Annotated in this window: 15 protein-coding genes; 9 read left to right on the top strand and 6 right to left on the bottom strand. The window is 64.0% G+C overall.

What is annotated here, in order from left to right:
* Positions 1 to 53 precede the first annotated feature (53 nt).
* From VF662_RS06535 to VF662_RS06520, 4 genes are all read left to right on the top strand, one after another.
* Positions 54 to 851, top strand: a complete 798-nt coding sequence (locus VF662_RS06535; protein ID WP_464139037.1) for a hypothetical protein — start codon at positions 54 to 56, stop codon at positions 849 to 851.
* Positions 852 to 1280: 429 nt separating this feature from the next.
* Entirely contained in the window at positions 1281 to 2246 is a 966-nt protein-coding gene (locus VF662_RS06530; RefSeq protein WP_464139033.1) for an IS110 family RNA-guided transposase, read from the top strand.
* Between the two features lie 424 nt (positions 2247 to 2670).
* A complete protein-coding gene (locus tag VF662_RS06525; RefSeq protein ID WP_464139030.1) occupies positions 2671 to 3417 on the top strand; it encodes a transposase in 747 nt (248 codons plus the stop codon).
* Between the two features lie 534 nt (positions 3418 to 3951).
* Positions 3952 to 5733: a tetratricopeptide repeat protein gene (locus VF662_RS06520; protein ID WP_464139027.1), complete on the top strand. Its 1782-nt coding sequence runs from the start codon at positions 3952 to 3954 to the stop codon at positions 5731 to 5733.
* 62 nt (positions 5734 to 5795) lie between these two features.
* On the opposite strand, the gene VF662_RS06515 is transcribed toward VF662_RS06520, so the two are convergent.
* Complete coding sequence (locus tag VF662_RS06515) at positions 5796 to 8870, bottom strand: TonB-dependent receptor domain-containing protein (protein WP_464139025.1); 3075 nt, start codon at positions 8868 to 8870, stop codon at positions 5796 to 5798.
* A 272-nt stretch (positions 8871 to 9142) separates the two neighbouring features.
* Here VF662_RS06515 and VF662_RS06510 point away from each other — a divergent pair, with 272 nt between their 5' ends.
* On the top strand, positions 9143 to 9661 hold the full coding sequence (locus tag VF662_RS06510) for a hypothetical protein (protein ID WP_464139023.1): 519 nt from the start codon (positions 9143 to 9145) through the stop codon (positions 9659 to 9661).
* Positions 9662 to 9681: 20 nt separating this feature from the next.
* On the opposite strand, the gene VF662_RS06505 is transcribed toward VF662_RS06510, so the two are convergent.
* Positions 9682 to 10428 carry a 2OG-Fe(II) oxygenase gene (locus VF662_RS06505; protein ID WP_464139020.1) on the bottom strand — a complete coding sequence of 249 codons (747 nt, stop codon included), beginning with the start codon at positions 10426 to 10428 and terminating at the stop codon, positions 9682 to 9684.
* 91 nt (positions 10429 to 10519) lie between these two features.
* Between VF662_RS06505 and VF662_RS06500 the strand changes: the two genes are divergently transcribed.
* Entirely contained in the window at positions 10520 to 11275 is a 756-nt protein-coding gene (locus VF662_RS06500; protein ID WP_464139017.1) for a 2OG-Fe(II) oxygenase, read from the top strand.
* Here the strand turns inward: VF662_RS06500 and VF662_RS06495 are convergent.
* Positions 11272 to 11535 carry a hypothetical protein gene (locus VF662_RS06495; RefSeq protein ID WP_464139014.1) on the bottom strand — a complete coding sequence of 88 codons (264 nt, stop codon included), beginning with the start codon at positions 11533 to 11535 and terminating at the stop codon, positions 11272 to 11274. The two genes, VF662_RS06500 and VF662_RS06495, sit on opposite strands and share 4 nt — an antisense overlap.
* 191 nt (positions 11536 to 11726) lie before the next feature.
* On the opposite strand from VF662_RS06495, the gene VF662_RS06490 reads away from it, so the two are divergent.
* The 3 genes from VF662_RS06490 (at position 11727) to VF662_RS06480 (ending at position 14317) form a co-directional block, all read left to right on the top strand.
* On the top strand, positions 11727 to 12767 hold the full coding sequence (locus tag VF662_RS06490; RefSeq protein WP_464139012.1) for a rod shape-determining protein: 1041 nt from the start codon (positions 11727 to 11729) through the stop codon (positions 12765 to 12767).
* 238 nt (positions 12768 to 13005) lie between these two features.
* On the top strand, positions 13006 to 13473 hold the full coding sequence (locus tag VF662_RS06485) for a hypothetical protein (protein WP_464139009.1): 468 nt from the start codon (positions 13006 to 13008) through the stop codon (positions 13471 to 13473).
* Between the two features lie 67 nt (positions 13474 to 13540).
* On the top strand, positions 13541 to 14317 hold the full coding sequence (locus VF662_RS06480) for an inositol monophosphatase family protein (RefSeq protein WP_464139005.1): 777 nt from the start codon (positions 13541 to 13543) through the stop codon (positions 14315 to 14317).
* A 124-nt stretch (positions 14318 to 14441) separates the two neighbouring features.
* On the opposite strand, the gene hisIE is transcribed toward VF662_RS06480, so the two are convergent.
* The 3 genes from hisIE to VF662_RS06465 all read right to left on the bottom strand — a co-directional run.
* Positions 14442 to 15074 (bottom strand): bifunctional phosphoribosyl-AMP cyclohydrolase/phosphoribosyl-ATP diphosphatase HisIE, encoded by a 633-nt coding sequence (hisIE, locus tag VF662_RS06475; protein WP_464139002.1) that lies wholly within the window; start codon positions 15072 to 15074, stop codon positions 14442 to 14444.
* On the bottom strand, positions 15050 to 15814 hold the full coding sequence (hisF, locus tag VF662_RS06470) for an imidazole glycerol phosphate synthase subunit HisF (RefSeq protein WP_464139000.1): 765 nt from the start codon (positions 15812 to 15814) through the stop codon (positions 15050 to 15052). Before hisF ends, hisIE begins: the two co-directional genes overlap by 25 nt.
* A partial coding sequence (locus VF662_RS06465) for a HisA/HisF-related TIM barrel protein (protein ID WP_464138997.1) occupies positions 15801 to 16006 on the bottom strand: 206 nt, incomplete at its 5' end. The genes hisF and VF662_RS06465, both read right to left, overlap by 14 nt.

Here is a 16006-nt window from a genome sequence, read left to right as displayed (position 1 = left end):
CCGATGCCGGCTATCGCGTTGTCCGAAAACCTTTTTTGTGGGGGGAATCACTCATGGCTAAAAAGACTGACAAATTTGCTTCGATCGAGAATGGCGTGTTCACGCTGAACCAGCCCGGCAATTACACCTTCGACTTCACCGGCAGCAGCGTGTCCGTCAGCAGGGGCGGCACTACCATCTTTTCTGACGCGCAGTTCTCCACCATCACCGCAGTCGATCTCGCTGCCGCAAACAAGATCAACATCGTCGGCATCAAATTCGTCGGAGCAGATGCTGCTACGAACCACAAGTTCGAACCCGACTCCAATCTCGACGGATTCCTGAAGGCAGTTCTCGACACGTACGGCGTTGCCGGCGCGGTGAATATGCTCAGCGTCGATGGTGCGAAGGCCGGCGTCTTCATGTTGCTCTGGGACTACATCGACGACAATTACAGCTACTACAACACCGTCATCAACGGCTACGGCGTCGAGCTGGGTATCGCGTATGCGAAATACCTCCAGGCAGGTGGTGCGCCACTCACCGATGTGGTCGCGAAGTTCACCCCGGATGGTCCGGACGCTGGCACCAATCCGGACCGCCTACAGTCGATGCACGACAATCTGCTCGGTAATCTGCATATCGACTCGATCATCGATAAGTTCTTCGATGGGAACGCGGCAAATGGCAGCCCGAATGCACCTGGTTACGCATCCGGGGGCAGCAACGCGACTCCCGACGAGGCGAAGGGGCAAGCGCTTCTGGATACCCTCTTCGGTCTCGATCTTGATGGACGGCCGTACTACGGTGGGAACGAAGGCTCGGACAGCGGCCCTAGCCACACCTGGGACATGGACCACGGTCTTCTGTAAACTCGAACCAGGGGGCGCATGGGTGCGCCCCCGCTTTCGAACAAACCTGTCCGGTGCTGAGACGTATCGAGCGGTCTTCCCCTCATCGACGTAACCGATCAACGGGAGAAAGTGGTAGACCGCTTCGGCAGAATACCCCTCAGCTATCAAGCTGCGTATCGAGATCCGATTGGCCGAAGTATCGAACTCGAGTCCTGCAAGAAGTTTTAGATCGAAGCTTGTGCCACACCGGGCGTCCGTGGCATTGCCGATCGGCCGCTGCGCTTCCGGGGTTCCCGTGCCAAGAAGAGGTGGTAAGCACATCAGAGATGCAGTATCCGCGGCTTGAGAGTCTGCCTTCGCTGTAGTCGATGTGCGTTTGGACCGCACCTGTGGGACGGACAGCACGACCTCGAAGATGAAGCAGGCTCTCACTTGGAGCGGCGATCGATGGCTGCGGTGCAAGCTGCTAGTTACTGGGTCGGAGTTGACGCTGGCGTGGCTAGCGCAAACCTTTGCATAGTGGATGCTCACGGAAATATAGTTTGCGAGAGCGAGTGCTCCGCTAAGCCCGCTGACGTAGCAGCGGCTTTGGCTGCGGTTCCGCGGGAGGCGGTGGAGCAAGTTGCCCTTGAAGCCGGTTGTTCTACGTACCTTACTCGAAAGCTGCGACAGATCGGCTATCGGGTAGTAGTCCTAGAGTCCATCAAGGCTCAGCGCCTATTAAGGATACGACGCAATAAGAGTGACATCAACGACGCAAGGGGCTTGGCGGACATCGCTCGCCTCTCGGGAGGTGCTCTTGGGGAAGTGCACCTGAAGGGTCTCGATTGCCAATGCATTCGAACGCGATTGCGCCTCCGATACAAGCTGATCCAGCACAGGATGGCCGCCGAAGGGTTCATGCGTAGTCTCATTCGTTTGAACGGCGGACAATGGCCTCGGACTGACACCACGCGTATTCGATCTCGCGCGGAAGCCGCGATAGCTCAGATAGAGCTGAGCGAGGGAGTAGACCTGTCAGATGAGGTTTTGCCTTTGGTGGAGATCGCGGAAGGCCTCCGGACACACTTGAAGCAAACTGATGCGTGGCTCCTAAAAGCCGCCAGGTCCCATCCTGTGTGCAGTCGCTTTCTGGAGATACCTGGCGTTGGTCCGATCTGCGCGCTGTCCTTCTATAGCGCGGTGGAGGATCCGTGGCGCTTCTCTCGTTCAACCGACGTGGCGGCCTACCTCGGCTTGACACCCCGCCTTCACCAGTCGGGTAGCACCAAGCGAATGCTGAGGATCACCAAAATGGGAAACAAACTCACTCGCACCAACCTTGTGCAAGCTGCCAATGCTCTATTGATGACCCGAAAAAAACGAGTTCTATCCAGGAATGGGGCCATTCGCTCTCAGCGCGGATCGGCGTGAGAAAGGCGAGGGTTGCAGTCGCGCGTAAGTTGTCGGTGCTGATGCTAAGCATGTGGAAACACGATAGTTCTTTCAACGTTGAAGAGTTATCCGGGATGCAATCGTTGTGAGGCTCCCACCAGGGAGCGGCCGGTTCGGACTTCGATTGACTCTTTAGGGCGCGACCCTGCATTCCGAGGTGAAGCTGGACCGGCCGTCAATCATGGGTGGAGCGAAAGATGGAATACCTCAAGATAGAGAGGGCGAAGGTTGCCCCAGCACGATAAACTTGAGCCCGCGCGGCCGATCTATCGGCGTCACATGACCCTTGTGGAAAAGCTAAGCGCTGCCGCTGGGTATGTTTCCGTCGCTTTGATAGTGGGTGTGGTTGTGATGCTGCTCCGGAAGATGTTCTGAATATCCATCTAGCTGCAAGTCCGCAGAGATGAAGCACGGCCGCATCCCCGAAATAGCGCTTTGGCTTCGGGACGAGGCATCTGCACAACTGGCATTGGAACGCCTGAGATGGCCGCACGGAGTAAGTTGTCCCCAGCCGGACTGTGCAAGCATCAATAAGGTTTACCAGATCACCTACGCCTATCGGGATCCACCGGCCGGCGAGATCAGGCGTCCCCGGAACCGGTGGAAATGCGCAATATGTCGGAAAAATTTTTCCGTCACCACAGGCTCAATCCTTCAAGGCTCCCACATACCAGCAGGGAAGTGGCTATACGCAATCTCGCTTTTAGGGCTTGCTGATGGTCCCATCACCGCTGAGCATCTTAGCAGCGAACTTGGCCTTACCCCCAAGAGTGCCTTGTTTATGTGCCGCCGGTTGCGTGATGCGTTGCTGCAAGAGCCATGGCAGGGGATCCTTGGCAGAGCGGCCGCTGCATTGATCCAGATTGAGGAGGCGTCGGAGGACGAACCCTATCGAAGCTCTCTACACAGCAGTTGGCTACCCGTTCATCGTCACTACCTTACTATCCTTACGGCTAAGGTCGTCTCGGCCTACGTAGCCGGCGAACCCGTGGCTGTTCTCGAAGTACCGAACGCGATCCGAAGCGTGCACCAGGCATTCAGCCAAATTGCGACGGCCAGCGCGCAGACACTGCTCAGGCAGAAGCTATCTTTGGGCTTTCCTTTCGAACCTCATGATGGTGCACATCGCCCTCAACGGCCGCTGTGTTAAGTTCGCGCTCGTTACATTAGCCGCAACGGACGTTGCCGTTGATGATACCGCAGGCCGTCTGTCGGCGTCCGCTTCGCGCCATTTCTTTTTGAAAGCAGACGTTCCGCTAACGGCCATCAGCGGACGCCTAAGTCGATCCAATATGGAGCACCAACCCTCTCCCGTTCAGCTCCGGGCCAACCCTGAGAAACTGGTAGCAAAGCAATTGCCGACGCGGTCGATCGGGATTACCTTAGTAGCGTCGCTTTCCAGGCAGGGAGCGGACCCCCGCAAGACGCCCTTAGTTGGGGGCACCCGTGGGGGCATCGGTATCAGAGTGGCATATAATATCTCATTGCTATCAAAGGTTTCCGGCCTGCGGTGTGGCTCCCTCCCGCTCCGCCACTGGATTTCCAAAGCGTTCCACCCGTGCCATCCCGGCTTCTTCGGTGCCGGGGCTGCCACCGCGTCGAAGGCATTGGGTAGTCGTTCAGCGCTTCGAGCAGGAGAGCCGGGAATTCCCTTGAACCGACAATTTTCGGAGATGGCCCTGTAGTGGCACAGCCGGATCCGAACCTTCTGTTCGCGCGGGCCGAGCAGGCGTTCGTCGCCGGGCGCCTGGAGCAGGCGCGGAGCGACCTCCAGGCGGTGGCGCGGCTGATCCAGGATCATCCGGCGGTCTGGCACCTTCTGGCGCTCGTCGAGAAGAAGTCGGAGCAGTGGGAAGCATCACGCAAGGCATTCGCAAGAGCGTTGGCGCTGAATCCTATCGATCCGGAGATCAACACGAATTTCGGCAATCTCCTCGTGCAGCTGGGAGAATTCGAGCCCGCTCTTGCGCATTTCAATCGCGCCCTGAACACTGCGCCGCAATTCGCCAACGCGCGGCTTGGCAAGGCGTTGGCTCTCCAGCGGCTCGGGCGCCGGCAGCATGCTTTGGCCGAGATCGACCTTGCTGCGCGCCAAGACCCGGGGCGAGCGAACGTGCACACGGCGCGGGCTGCCGTCCTTCGGGAGCTTGAGCGACTTGGCGAGGCTCGGCAGGCATATGAGCGCGCGCTCCAGCTGGCGCCGAACCATGCCACCGCCTTGCACGGGAGAGCGCGTGTGGCGCTGGAGCAGGGCGATAGCGATGCGCCCCTTCACTACCGCGCCGCTTTGACCCATCGTCCGGACGACCTCGAGCTGATCCTGGGGCTGGCCGAGGCCCTTGAGGCCGAGGGAGACGATGGCGGCCTGCGCCTCTTGGCCGAGGCAGTCGAGCGACACCCTGACTGGGTGACCGGCCACGAGCAGCTTGCGAGGATGCGTTCGGAGGCCGGCGACGGGCGCGATTTCGCAGACCATTATCGTATGTCGCTCCAGTCGAGCCCCGACAATCGATCCCTTCGCCTATCCTATTGGAAGATGCTCGCGGCGGGTGGGGAAGCACCGGCTGCGCTGGATGCGCTGAGGGCTGCCAGGCCGCGGCTGGTCCAGGATGCGGAACTGCAGCTCATCGAAGCAATCCTGGCCAGCAAATCCGGAGAGCTGGAACTGGCCTCGAAGCTCTTTGGGGCCGTCGGGGAGAGCGCCTTCCTGGCGCGGGGCGTCCATCGCTTGCGGACCGGGGATGCCGCTCAAGCGGCATCCTATCTCGAAAAGGCGGTGGAGGCCGACTCGTCTTCGGTGGAGGCATGGGCCTACCTTGGCGCGGTCTGGCGGCTGTTGGACGACCCGCGCTCCGACTGGCTGTCGGGCCAGGAAGGGCTTTATGGCACGCAGGATCTCGGCCTGGACGAAGCACGGCTTCTCGACGTGGCAGAGCTGCTTCGCAGATTGCATAAGGCTCGTGCACATCCGATCGCTCAGTCGCTCAGAGGCGGAACGCAGACGCGGGGGCGTCTGTTCTGGCGCACCGAGCCTGAACTTGCGGACCTCCGCCGGAGCATCATCGCCGCCGTGGAGCGTTATTGTGAAGCTCTACCTCCGGCCGACCTGGCCCATCCGCTCCTGCGGCATCGGGATTCTGATCTGTCGTTCGGCGGATCCTGGTCGGTACGGCTCCTCGGAGGAGGATTCCACGTCAGCCACGTCCACCCGGAGGGGGTGCTGAGCTCGGCCTGCTATATCGCCCTTCCGGATGCGACCGGTGACGCCCGGGACCGGGATGGGTGGCTCGAGATCGGAGGCGCGCCGCCGGAGCTCTCGGCGGCCGTGTCCCCGGTCGCCACGATAGAGCCGCGCATCGGGAGACTGGCTCTGTTTCCCAGCTACTTCTTCCATGGGACGAGGCCCTTCGCAGCAGGCGAGCGGCTTACGGTCGCTTTCGACATGGTTTGCCGCGGGCACCCCTGACGCCAAAAAAAAAGGGGCGGCGGGATGACCCGCCGCCCCAATCGTCCTTGAGGGACTTCGAATTAGAACCGGAACCTCGCGCTCACGAAGAAGTCCCTGCCGAGGACATCGTAGACCGAGGGATAGGTTCCCGACTGCTGATCGCGCTCGTCCGGCAGGATCTTCGGCTGCACGTCGAACAGGTTGTTGACCCCCATCGCGAACGTGAACTGGTCGCTCACGTCGTAGGAGAAGCTGAGATCCGTGTAGAACTTCGGCTTCAGGATCGGAACCGCGATCACGGCCGGATCGCGAGCCTGCAGGATGATGCGATCGTCCTTCGTGCGGCCGATGTAACGCCCGCGGGCAGAGACCGTCACGGGGCCGTCGATCCAGGACAGGCGCGAGGTGAACTTGTATTTCGGCTGCGGATTGCCGCAGGTGGTTCCGAAATAGCCCGCGCACCGGTTCACGATGGTCGGCAGGTCCGCGACCGGCGTGAGGTCGTTCTTCTCCGTCCAGGTTCCAAGAAAGAAGAAGTTGATGCGCGATTCATCGCTCATCATCCCGAAGCCGAGCCGGGTGGTGTAATCCACCTGAACGTCGACACCGGACGTCTTCAGCGCACCCACGTTGGCGTTCAGGATGTTCGGCAGGAACTGCCCGCCGATGGCGCCGGAAATCGGGTTACGTGCCCCTTGGGCGGCCGAGACCGCCTGGCAGTAGATCGAATTCACATCCTGGATGACGTTGTAGCAGAGGTTCAGAGTGTTGTTCAGACCGCCGCCGAGAGTGGAAATATAATCGTCCACCGTGATGTTGAAATAGTCGGCGGTGATGTTGAGGCCGGGGATGAACCTTGGCCTCAGCACGGCCCCGATCGTGTAGGTGTCGGAGGTTTCCTCGCCGAGGTTCGGGTTGCCGCCGAAGCGGCCTTCCAGCTGGGTGTTCGACTGAACGATCGTCTGGAAGACGTTCGCCGCGGGAACACCGGTGGCTTCGCAGAGGCTGCGAACGGTCGCCGTACGGCCCGCGACCGGCGAAGAAGCGCCGCAAGGATCGGTCGCCGAGGGGAAGCCCTGCGACTGACCCCCGAACAATTCGCCGACGTTCGGTGCACGGACCGCCCGCTGGTACTGAGCCCGGAAGCGGATGTCCTGAATGGGTGCCCATTCAGCGCCGGCCGCCCAGGTGAAGGTGTTCCCGACGCCGACAAGCGAATAGTCCGAATAGCGGGCGGCGCCGTTGATCTCCAGGCGGTTGAAGAAAGGCCGATCGGCGATGATCGGAACGCGAAGCTCGCCGAACACTTCCTTCACGTTATAGGAGCCCTTCGTCGGCTGGCCGCCGTTGAAGCCGATCACGTCCCCGGAGGAAAGTGCGGTATCCGGATTGTAAGAGGAGGATTGAGACCTCCACTCGACACCGGCTGCAAGACCGATGTCTTCGGCACCGAGACCCAGGTTGAAGAGCCTGCCGCTGACGCTTGCGGATGCAACCTGCAGCGAGGACGAATCGAGGTTGGTCGAGTTGATCGAGATCGCAGCCGCGGAAGCGGCTGAGATCGTCCCCGGACCGAAGATGTCGAGCGTGCCGCCATTCGCCGCGGTCCCGAGCAAGCCCGCCGCGAAGGCGGAGCGCGAGATATTGCCACGCTGGAAGATCGTGTTCCGCGTCCGAGCATAGAAATAATATGCGTCGTACGTGAAATTGCTCGTCAGATCGCCTTTCACGCCGGCGAGCACCCGGAACGCGTTCCGTTCATTGAGCGCATTACGCGCGTTGATGTCGTTGACGCGGCGGTTGACCGAGATCTGGGCGATCTGGTTCGCCGTGATCGTGGTGGTGCCGTCCGGGTTCTTGACGACGTTCGACGTCGTGGACGTGAAGCTCGCTTTTCCCGCGGCCGTCGCACGCGCGAAGCGGGCCTGCTCGATGGCCGCTTCGTTGGCATCGATCTGAGCAAGCGCAGCGCGATCCGCGTCAGTGACGAACGGGTTGTTCGTCCTGATACCGAACGTCCCGGTGACCGGCGTCGGCGCCAGTTCGTTCTGCACGCGGTTATTGACGAAGCTCACCTCCATGTACCCGGTGATCCCCTTGGAGACTTCATACTCTCCGTAGGAGCCAAGGGCCCAGCGCTCCTGCGGCACAACCAGCAGGTTGTCCGGATAGAAGTTGTAGGCGTTCGCCGAGGTATAGGGGATCGAGCCGTCATTCGGCGTCAGGAAGGTGGCGCCGTTGGCGGTGCCGAAGTTAGTCCCGGCGCCGAGGTTCAGAGTTACTGCCGGAAGGTTGTTGCCGGCGCCGACCGTCTGCGTTGCCGCTACCTGGAAACGGCCCTGCGGCGTGGTGGTGTTTCCACCCAGATACAACACTCCGCGCGTCTCGGGAGTGGTGGCGGTGCCGAGGGTCGCGTTGTAGACCTGGCGCGAGAATGCGCGCTTGCCCGCGAACGTGGCGTCCCGGTCGTAATATTCCGCATAAGCCGTGACGTGGCCGCGGCCGTCAGCAAAGGCGGTGCCGATCGCGATATGGGCATTGAACCGAGGCGTGTCGCCGCGGTCGGTGATGCTGTAGGTGGTGCCGGCTTCGATGCCCTGAAGGTCTTGCCGAAGGCGGAAATTCACCACGCCGGCGATCGCGTCGGAGCCGTACACGGCAGAGGCGCCGCCCGTCACGACATCGACGCCGTCCAAAAGGAAGGCCGGGATCGTGTTCAAGTCGACGCGCTGGGAGGTGTCGAAGAACATGTAGCGACGCCCGTTGACGATGACGAGCGTACGAAACGAGCCGAGGCCGCGGAGATCGAGGGTCGCAAAGCCGCCGCCCGGATTGTTCGAAAAGGCCGTCGTTCCCGGAAGAACCTGAGGCAGGGTGTTGATCACCTGCTCGACGTTGACCGTCCCGGAGAGCTTGAATTCCTCATCCTGAACGACTGCAACGGGGCTCGATGAGGTAAGGTCGATCCGCCGGATGCGCGAGCCGGTGACCACGATCGATTCGGTGCCTTCGCCGCTATCCGGGTCAGCCGTCGCCTGAACCGCATTCTCTTTGGTGTCCTGGTCCGACGCTTGCGCGTAGGCCGGAGCAGCCATGGCGGCAGCCCCTGCGATAAAGGTCGAGGCAAGCAGCCTCTGCCGTACGTTTCTAGCCATTTTCATCCCCTTTTATTGACAAGTGCCGATGCGCTCCTTGGGACCAGGTCCCCGACAGCATCGCACCCCACGACATTTGTCTCTCTTGCGGCGCAGTAGGAGACCACGCCGAACCTGCTCGATACACGGAGTTTTGCTGCTTCGCGAACGATCCTGAGCCGAAGAGGATATTTGAATCCTCCTGTAGCAAATCAGCAACAAATAGATGCGCTTGTGCATCGGTAAAGCGCTGTTTAGACCGGTTGGGGTCTCCTGCAGGAAGAGGCGGAAGAATGAGATTGGCCATCCTCATTGCCGCGGTCATTGCCGCTCAAGGCTTCGCGGCCTCCGCTGCGCAGCCCCGCCGGTCCGCAGCATTGACGAAACTGGCCGAGTGCCGGTCGATCGCCGAGGCGGCCGCCCGGCTTGCCTGTTTCGACCGGGAGACGGCGGCGCTCGAGGCGGCGCAGGCAAGCGGCGCGGTGGTGATCGTGGAACGGGAGGAAATCCGGTCGACGCGGCGCAAGCTGTTCGGGCTCACGCTGCCCAATCTTTCGGTGTTCGGAGACGACACCCCGGGCGCCGAAGGCATCTCGCAGATCGAGAGCAAGATCCGCAGGATCAGCCGGAACCCCTATGGGAAATGGATATTCGAGCTGGAAGACGGCGCCCGCTGGGCGCAGATCGACACTCGGGAGCTGTCGAGGACCCCGCGCGTCGGAGACAGCATCAAGATCAGGCGGGCGACCATGGGCTCCTACCTCGCGAACGTGCAGGGCCAGATCGCCATTGGAGTGGAGCGCGTTCGCTGAGCCGGGAGGCGGGCTCACCGTCATCGATCCCTGAACCAGCCGGTGATCGCGAACCGTGCTGCCGGCGCGAACGGCGGGACGTAGCCGACATTGTGCCTCTGCGGCACGCGGAACAGGTTGAGCGCGTTGAACCGGGGCGCGAAGCCGGCGATCACGTCGCCACCCTCGTCGAAGAAGTTGAGATAGCCGCCCCAGTCGGGCCTCCAATCGACCGCGCAGAAATTGAGGACGTAGGCCACCCGCCGCCCCTCCGCCGCGTCGCTGTCGTCGTGCACGGACAGGAACTGCGTCGGGCCATAGAGCGTCGCCTGCGCGTCCGCCTTGATGAGTTCCGGTATCCCCGTCACCTGCCGGATGAAATCGAGGAAGGGCGCGTCGTTGATATGCTCGAGCAGAAGATCCTGCGGGCTGCCTTCCGACCATTTCTGGAGATAGGCGTCGAGCATCGGATACTGGCTGTAGGCGAATGCGTAGTCGCTGCCCCCCATCGCTGCGCCGATCTTGGCCCCGATCGCCTGCCTCTCCTGCGGCGCCAGCGCCCTCAGCCGCTCGCTCCGGATGTTGTGCGGTCCGTCGCCGGCCGCCTGCCAGGCGAGCCCCCACGGCGTTTCCCTCTCGAGGATCCGGTGGATCGTCCTCGCGGTCGGCTCGGTCAGGACGTCCCTTACCTGAAGCCGGCCATGCGCCGCGAAGCTGGCGGCGAGATCGCTGCGCCGAAGCTCCGGGTTCAGCTCGAAAAGCGGGGTTTGAGTGCGCGTCAACTTCATGGCCTCCGCAGGTTGGAGGAGGCTATGGCATGCGCCCGCCGGTCCGGGAAGCAGGCTGGTTGACCCTCCGGAACCGTCGTCATAATCGGCCATGGTGTTGACCGAAGACTTCGCTCTCAATCCGGCTCTGGACCCTGAAAGCCTGTCCCGAGAGTTCAGCCGGCGGCGGCGGATCCACATTCCATCCTTTCTGCACAAGCGCTCGGCCGAGCGTCTGCTGGCGCATCTTCGCGAGCGGCAGGACTGGCGGCTGGTCTTCAACCAGGGGGACCGCCTCTTCGAGCTCGACCGCACGGCGCAGGCGGCGCTGACGCCGCAAATGGCCGCCGATCTCGACACCGGCATCTACAAGAGCGCCCGGCAAGGGTTCCAGTTTCGCTACGAGACGGTGCGCGTGCCCGACAGCGAGGGCGAAAGGTGCGAAGACGGCAGCCTGCTGGCGCAGTTCGCGCGCTTCTTGTCCTCTCCGGACTGCCTCGATTTCTTCCGCCGGGTGACGGGCCAGAGCTCGATCGGCTTCGCCGACGCCCAGGCAACCGCCTACGGGCCGAACCATTTCCTGACGAGCCACGACGACGAGGTGGCGGGAAAGAACCGGCTGGCCGCCTACGTCTTCAGCCTGGCATCGGAGTGGAGGGCGGATTGGGGCGGATTGCTTACCTTCACCGACCGGTCCGGCTGGGTGGAGGAAAGCTTCGTACCACGCTTCAATACGCTCAACATCTTCGCCGTCCCGCAGCCGCACAGCGTCAGCTTCGTCGCTCCTTTCGTGCCCTATCGGCGCTATAGCGTCACCGGCTGGCTGAGGGAAAAGCCGCCGGCGCTCCCGGGGAGCCGCAGCAGCTAGCAATCGCCCGCTCCCGCTTCGTCGGCCAGGTCCATGAAGTTGCGTGCGGCGTCGCGGTCGGCAGGGTCTTCAAAGGCTTCGAGGTCAGGCGCGGCGCCGAGCGTGTAGAGGAGCACCCAGAGCGCGAAGCGGCGGCCGCGGTCGGTCTCAAGGCCGAAATCGACCCGCATCCGCTCCACGCCCGCTTCAAGCGCCGCCGGGGTGACGGCGGAGATGTCGGACGTGCCGAAATAGCGGCTCAGCTGATCATCGAAGTTCATGGGCGCTCCTTACCATCGTTGCCGAGCCGGATCGCCCGCTTAAGCGGAACGGCGGCTCGGGCGGGCCCGATCGCGGCACTTTGGGCTTGATCCTTCCCGGCGGCTGCCACACTGCACCCGGACTTCCTTCCCACCCGAACGCGCGAGGATGCGGGCCGCTCGCTCCGCCTCGCCCGCAATCCTGGATCCGCATGCTCTTCTCCCGCCTCTTCAGGTTTCCCTCCCACGACATGGCGATCGACCTCGGGACGGTGAACACGGTCGTCTACGTGCGCGGCAAGGGGATCGTCCTCAACGAGCCGTCGGTGGTGGCGATCGAGACCGTGAACGGCATCCAGCGGGTGAAGGCGGTCGGCCGGGACGCCAAGCTGATGATGGGCAAGACGCCGGACAGTATCCGCACGATCCGCCCGCTCCGCGACGGCGTGATCGCGGACATCGAAGTCGCCGAGCAGATGATCAAGCACTTCATCCAGAAGGCGAATGGCGGCCCCTCGCGCCTCCCCCGCTTCCCGGAGATCGTGCTTTGCGTCCCGTCCGGCTCGACCTCGGTCGAGCGGCGCGCGATCAGGGACGCGGCGACCAACGCCGGAGCCTCGCGGGTGTGGCTGATCGAGGAACCGATGGCGGCGGCGATCGGCGCCGGCCTGCCGGTGATCGACCCCGTCGGAGCAATGGTCGTCGACATCGGCGGAGGCACCACCGAAGTCGCCGTGCTGTCGCTGCGCGGCCTTGCCTACAGCTCCTCGGTGCGCGTCGGCGGCGACAAGATGGACGACGCGATCGCCGCGTCCGTCCGGCGCAGGCACAATCTGGTCATCGGCGAGACGACGGCCGAGCGGATCAAGCACGAGCTTGGGAGCGCGCTTCCACCCACCGAAGAAGGAATCTCGATGCACGTCCGCGGGCGGCACCTTGCTGAAGGGATGCCCAAGGAGGTCATCATCAGCCAGGCCGAGGTCGCCGACGCCATTCACGAGGCCGTGAGCCAGATCATCGGCACCGTCCGCACCGCGCTCGAAAGCACCGCGCCCGAGCTTGCCGCCGACATCATCGACCAGGGGATCGTTCTGACCGGCGGCGGGGCCTTGCTCTCCAGGCTCGATGAGGCGCTTTCGGCCGCCACCGGCCTGTCGGTGACGGTTGCGGAATATCCGCTCAACTGCGTCGCCCTCGGCTCCGGCCGGACGCTCGAGGATCCGGACTATAAGGGCGTGCTGACCGAGGTCTGACGGCGCCGGAACGGCCCGCGGGGGAGCGCAGCGCGCCGGCGTAGCGAATGGCACGAATGGCACGACTGTCACATGGAATCGCGGGGGGTGTCCCCTCCAAGGCGGCACCGCATGCGGGCGCCGCTCCTGCGCACCGGCGAACAAAATGCTTCGGATGGGCACGGGACAGGCTTCATCCGGACCATAGGCCAGACGAAATCCTATTTTGCAATGTTCCTTTTTCGTTCCATATGGCCCGATGGCGAAATCGCGGAACGACCGGTGGAAAGCCGAGCAGCGGGAGGCGCTTGCGGCGCAGCGGATCTGGCCGGTGTGGGCGCGGACGCTCGGCGAGATGATCGAGGCGGAGGCGGCGGTTCGGTTCGCCTGCCCCGCGTGCAAGCGCGTCTACGACGTGGATCTGGAGGCGCTTGCGATGCTGAGGGGGCGGGCATGGAGCCTGATCGACCGCAAGGCGCGCTGCAAGGCCTCGAAATGCCGGACGAGCGGCCGCTTCGTCGCGGCGGCGGGCGCGGACCAGCCCTTCATCTGGCTCGCCGGCTCGGAGCGGATGCCGGACTGGCTGATCGGCTCAAAGCCAAGTGACCACGACCCCCCTCCCCCGGCTAGCCCCACCCCACCCGCGCCACAGGGCGTGGACCCAGTCCGTTGGGCCTATGCCGACGAGCGCGAACGCAAGCGGATGGTGAGGCAGGTGCGGGGTTAGGCTACTTGTTTGGCTGAGCCTCCTTACTCCCCTATTTCCCCCGGCCGGTCGCACCGTTACTGGCCCCATGATGCACGACCTTATCACCTTCGCGCAGCGGCTCGCCGACGCCGCGCGGCTCGAGACGCTGCCGCGGTGGGTGAACGGGGCCGCGGCGGACGACAAGGGAGGCGGCGAGTTCGATCCCGTCACCGACGCGGACCGGGAGGCGGAGCGGGTGATGCGGGGGCTCATCGAAACGGAATATCCGGAGCATGGGATAAGCGGGGAGGAGTTTCCGGACCGGCCGACGCGGGGGCGGTATTCGTGGAGCCTCGATCCGGTGGACGGCACGCGCTCCTTCATCTGCGGATTGCCGACCTGGGTGACCCTGATCGCTCTGCTCGACGAAGGCGAGCCGGTGCTCGGGATCATCGACGCGCCGTGCCTCGACGAGCGCTATGTGGGCTTCCCCGGGGGAAGCCTTTTCCGCGGCCGGGGGAACGAGGCGGAGCTTCGCGGCAGCGGGTGCTCGAGCCTGAAACAGGCGCGGCTTTCGACCACCGATCCCTACCTCTTCCGAGGCGCCGAGGCCGACGCATTCGAGCGCATCCGGGAGCGGGTGCGCACCACCCGTTACGGCCATGACGGCTATGGCTATGCGCGGCTTGCGGCGGGATCGCTCGACCTCGTCATCGAGGCGGGGCTGAAGCCGCACGATTACAACGCGCTGATCCCGGTCGTGCGGACGGCAGGCGGCGCGATCGGCGACTGGAAGGGCGGCGCGGACTTCTCCGAAGGCAAGGTGATCGCGGCGGCGACGCGGGCGCTTTACGAGGCGGCGCTGGAGGCGATGCGCGTCTGATCCACTCGTCCGCTCGTCCTGAGCTTGTCGAAGGACTGCCCTTTCTCTTTTACCCTGAAGAGAAGGGCAGGGCTTCGACAGGCTCAGCCCGAACGGAGTGGCGCAGGTTTAGCCGGTTTGTTGCCTAGGCCCCGTGGCGGGTGCGGAGGACGCGGATCACGTCCGTCCAGCCGAAGCCCTTCGCCTGCATCAGCACCGCGATGTGATAGAGGAGGTCCGCGACCTCCTCGGCGCAGCCCGCGGCATCGCGAGTGACCGTGGCGAGCGCGACTTCGACGCCTTCCTCGCCGATCTTCTGCGCAATTCGCTCGGGCCCCTCCGCGAGCAGGCGCGCGGTGTAGCTCGTCTCGCCGCCGGCCGCGGCGCGGTCCACGATCACGCGCGACAGCTGAGCGAGCCAGCCCGGGCCCTCCCCCTCCCCGCCGAAGCAGCTCCGGGTGCCTAGGTGGCAAATGGGGCCTTCCGGGTCGGCGCGCACCAGCAGGGCATCGGCGTCGCAATCCTCGTGCACCGAAGTGACGCGGAGGCGGTTGCCGCTGGTCTCGCCCTTCTGCCAGAGGCGGCCCTTCGAGCGGCTGAAGAAGGTGGCGAAGCCGGTGCTTAAGGTCGCGGCGAGCGCCTCCCGGTCCATGTAGCCGAGCATGAGCAGCTCGCCCGTGGCCGCGTCCTGGGCCGCGGCAGGGAGGAGCCCGCCCATCTTGTCCCAGGCGAGGCCGGCGATATCCGCCTCGGTCAGCGGCGCATTTCGATCCCGCATCGGGCCAGATACTCCTTGAGGTCGGGGATTGAGAGGATGCGGTCGTGGAAGACGGTGGCGGCAAGCGCGCCGCTGGCACCGGCGGCGAACGCGTCGCGGAAATGCTCAGGTGCGCCTGCACCGCCGGACGCGATTACGGGCACGGGCGCGGCCTCGACGACGGCGGCGGTATGGTCGAGGTCGTAGCCGGTGCGGACGCCGTCGCGGCGCATGCAGTTGAGCACGATCTCGCCAGCGCCGCGCCCGGTGGCCTCGCGCACCCAATCGAGCGTTCGGCGGCCGGTGTCGCGGGTTGCCTCGGGGGAGCCGGTATATTGCTTCACGCGGTAGTCGCCGTTAGCCTCATAGCTGTCGACGCCGAGCACGACGCACTGGCTGCCGAAATCGCGGGCGAGCTCTTCGATCAGCGCCGGCCGCTCGATCGCTGGGGAGTTGATCGAAACCTTGTCGGCGCCGGCATCGAGGCAGGCGGCGGCCTGGTCGCGGGTGCGGACGCCGCCGGCGACTGCAAAGGGGATGTCGATGACGCGGGCGATGCGGCGCACCCACTCGGTGTCCAGGCTGCGGCGCTCCGCGCTTGCGCTGATGTCGTAGAAGACGAGCTCGTCGGCGCCTTCCTCGCGGTAGCGGAGCGCGTGCTCGACGATGTCGCCAACGTCGCGATGCTGGCGGAACTGCACGCCCTTCACCACGCGGCCGTCCTTGACGTCGAGGCAGGGGATGATCCTACGCGCAGGCACTTATCGCCTCCGACAAGTCGATGCGGCCTTCCCAGAGCGCCTTGCCGACGATCGCTCCGGCGGTTCGGAGCCGGCGAAGGTCGTCGAGCGACGAGACCCCGCCCGAGGCCTGGATGGCGAGGTGGGGGAAGCGGGCGGCCGCCGCCTCGAGCAGCTCGAAGTTCGGGCCGGCCAGCATCCCGTCGCGGCCGA

Source organism: Allosphingosinicella sp. (assembly GCF_036387215.1).
Taxonomy (GTDB): Bacteria; Pseudomonadota; Alphaproteobacteria; order Sphingomonadales; family Sphingomonadaceae; genus Allosphingosinicella.
The sequence above is the reverse complement of the archived record's forward strand: the minus strand, read 5'-3'. Positions and strand labels throughout refer to the sequence as shown.

Coding starts and splice junctions, on each gene's coding strand:
- VF662_RS06485 (WP_464139009.1), top strand. CDS start 13,006: ATGGCGAAATCGCGGAACGACCGGTGGAAAGCCGAGCAGCGGGAGGCG.
- VF662_RS06495 (WP_464139014.1), bottom strand. CDS start 11,535: ATGAACTTCGATGATCAGCTGAGCCGCTATTTCGGCACGTCCGACATC.
- VF662_RS06525 (WP_464139030.1), top strand. CDS start 2,671: ATGAAGCACGGCCGCATCCCCGAAATAGCGCTTTGGCTTCGGGACGAG.
- VF662_RS06505 (WP_464139020.1), bottom strand. CDS start 10,428: ATGAAGTTGACGCGCACTCAAACCCCGCTTTTCGAGCTGAACCCGGAG.
- VF662_RS06510 (WP_464139023.1), top strand. CDS start 9,143: ATGAGATTGGCCATCCTCATTGCCGCGGTCATTGCCGCTCAAGGCTTC.
- hisIE (WP_464139002.1), bottom strand. CDS start 15,074: ATGCGGGATCGAAATGCGCCGCTGACCGAGGCGGATATCGCCGGCCTC.
- VF662_RS06515 (WP_464139025.1), bottom strand. CDS start 8,870: ATGGCTAGAAACGTACGGCAGAGGCTGCTTGCCTCGACCTTTATCGCA.
- VF662_RS06535 (WP_464139037.1), top strand. CDS start 54: ATGGCTAAAAAGACTGACAAATTTGCTTCGATCGAGAATGGCGTGTTC.
- VF662_RS06480 (WP_464139005.1), top strand. CDS start 13,541: ATGATGCACGACCTTATCACCTTCGCGCAGCGGCTCGCCGACGCCGCG.
- VF662_RS06490 (WP_464139012.1), top strand. CDS start 11,727: ATGCTCTTCTCCCGCCTCTTCAGGTTTCCCTCCCACGACATGGCGATC.
- VF662_RS06500 (WP_464139017.1), top strand. CDS start 10,520: ATGGTGTTGACCGAAGACTTCGCTCTCAATCCGGCTCTGGACCCTGAA.
- VF662_RS06530 (WP_464139033.1), top strand. CDS start 1,281: ATGGCTGCGGTGCAAGCTGCTAGTTACTGGGTCGGAGTTGACGCTGGC.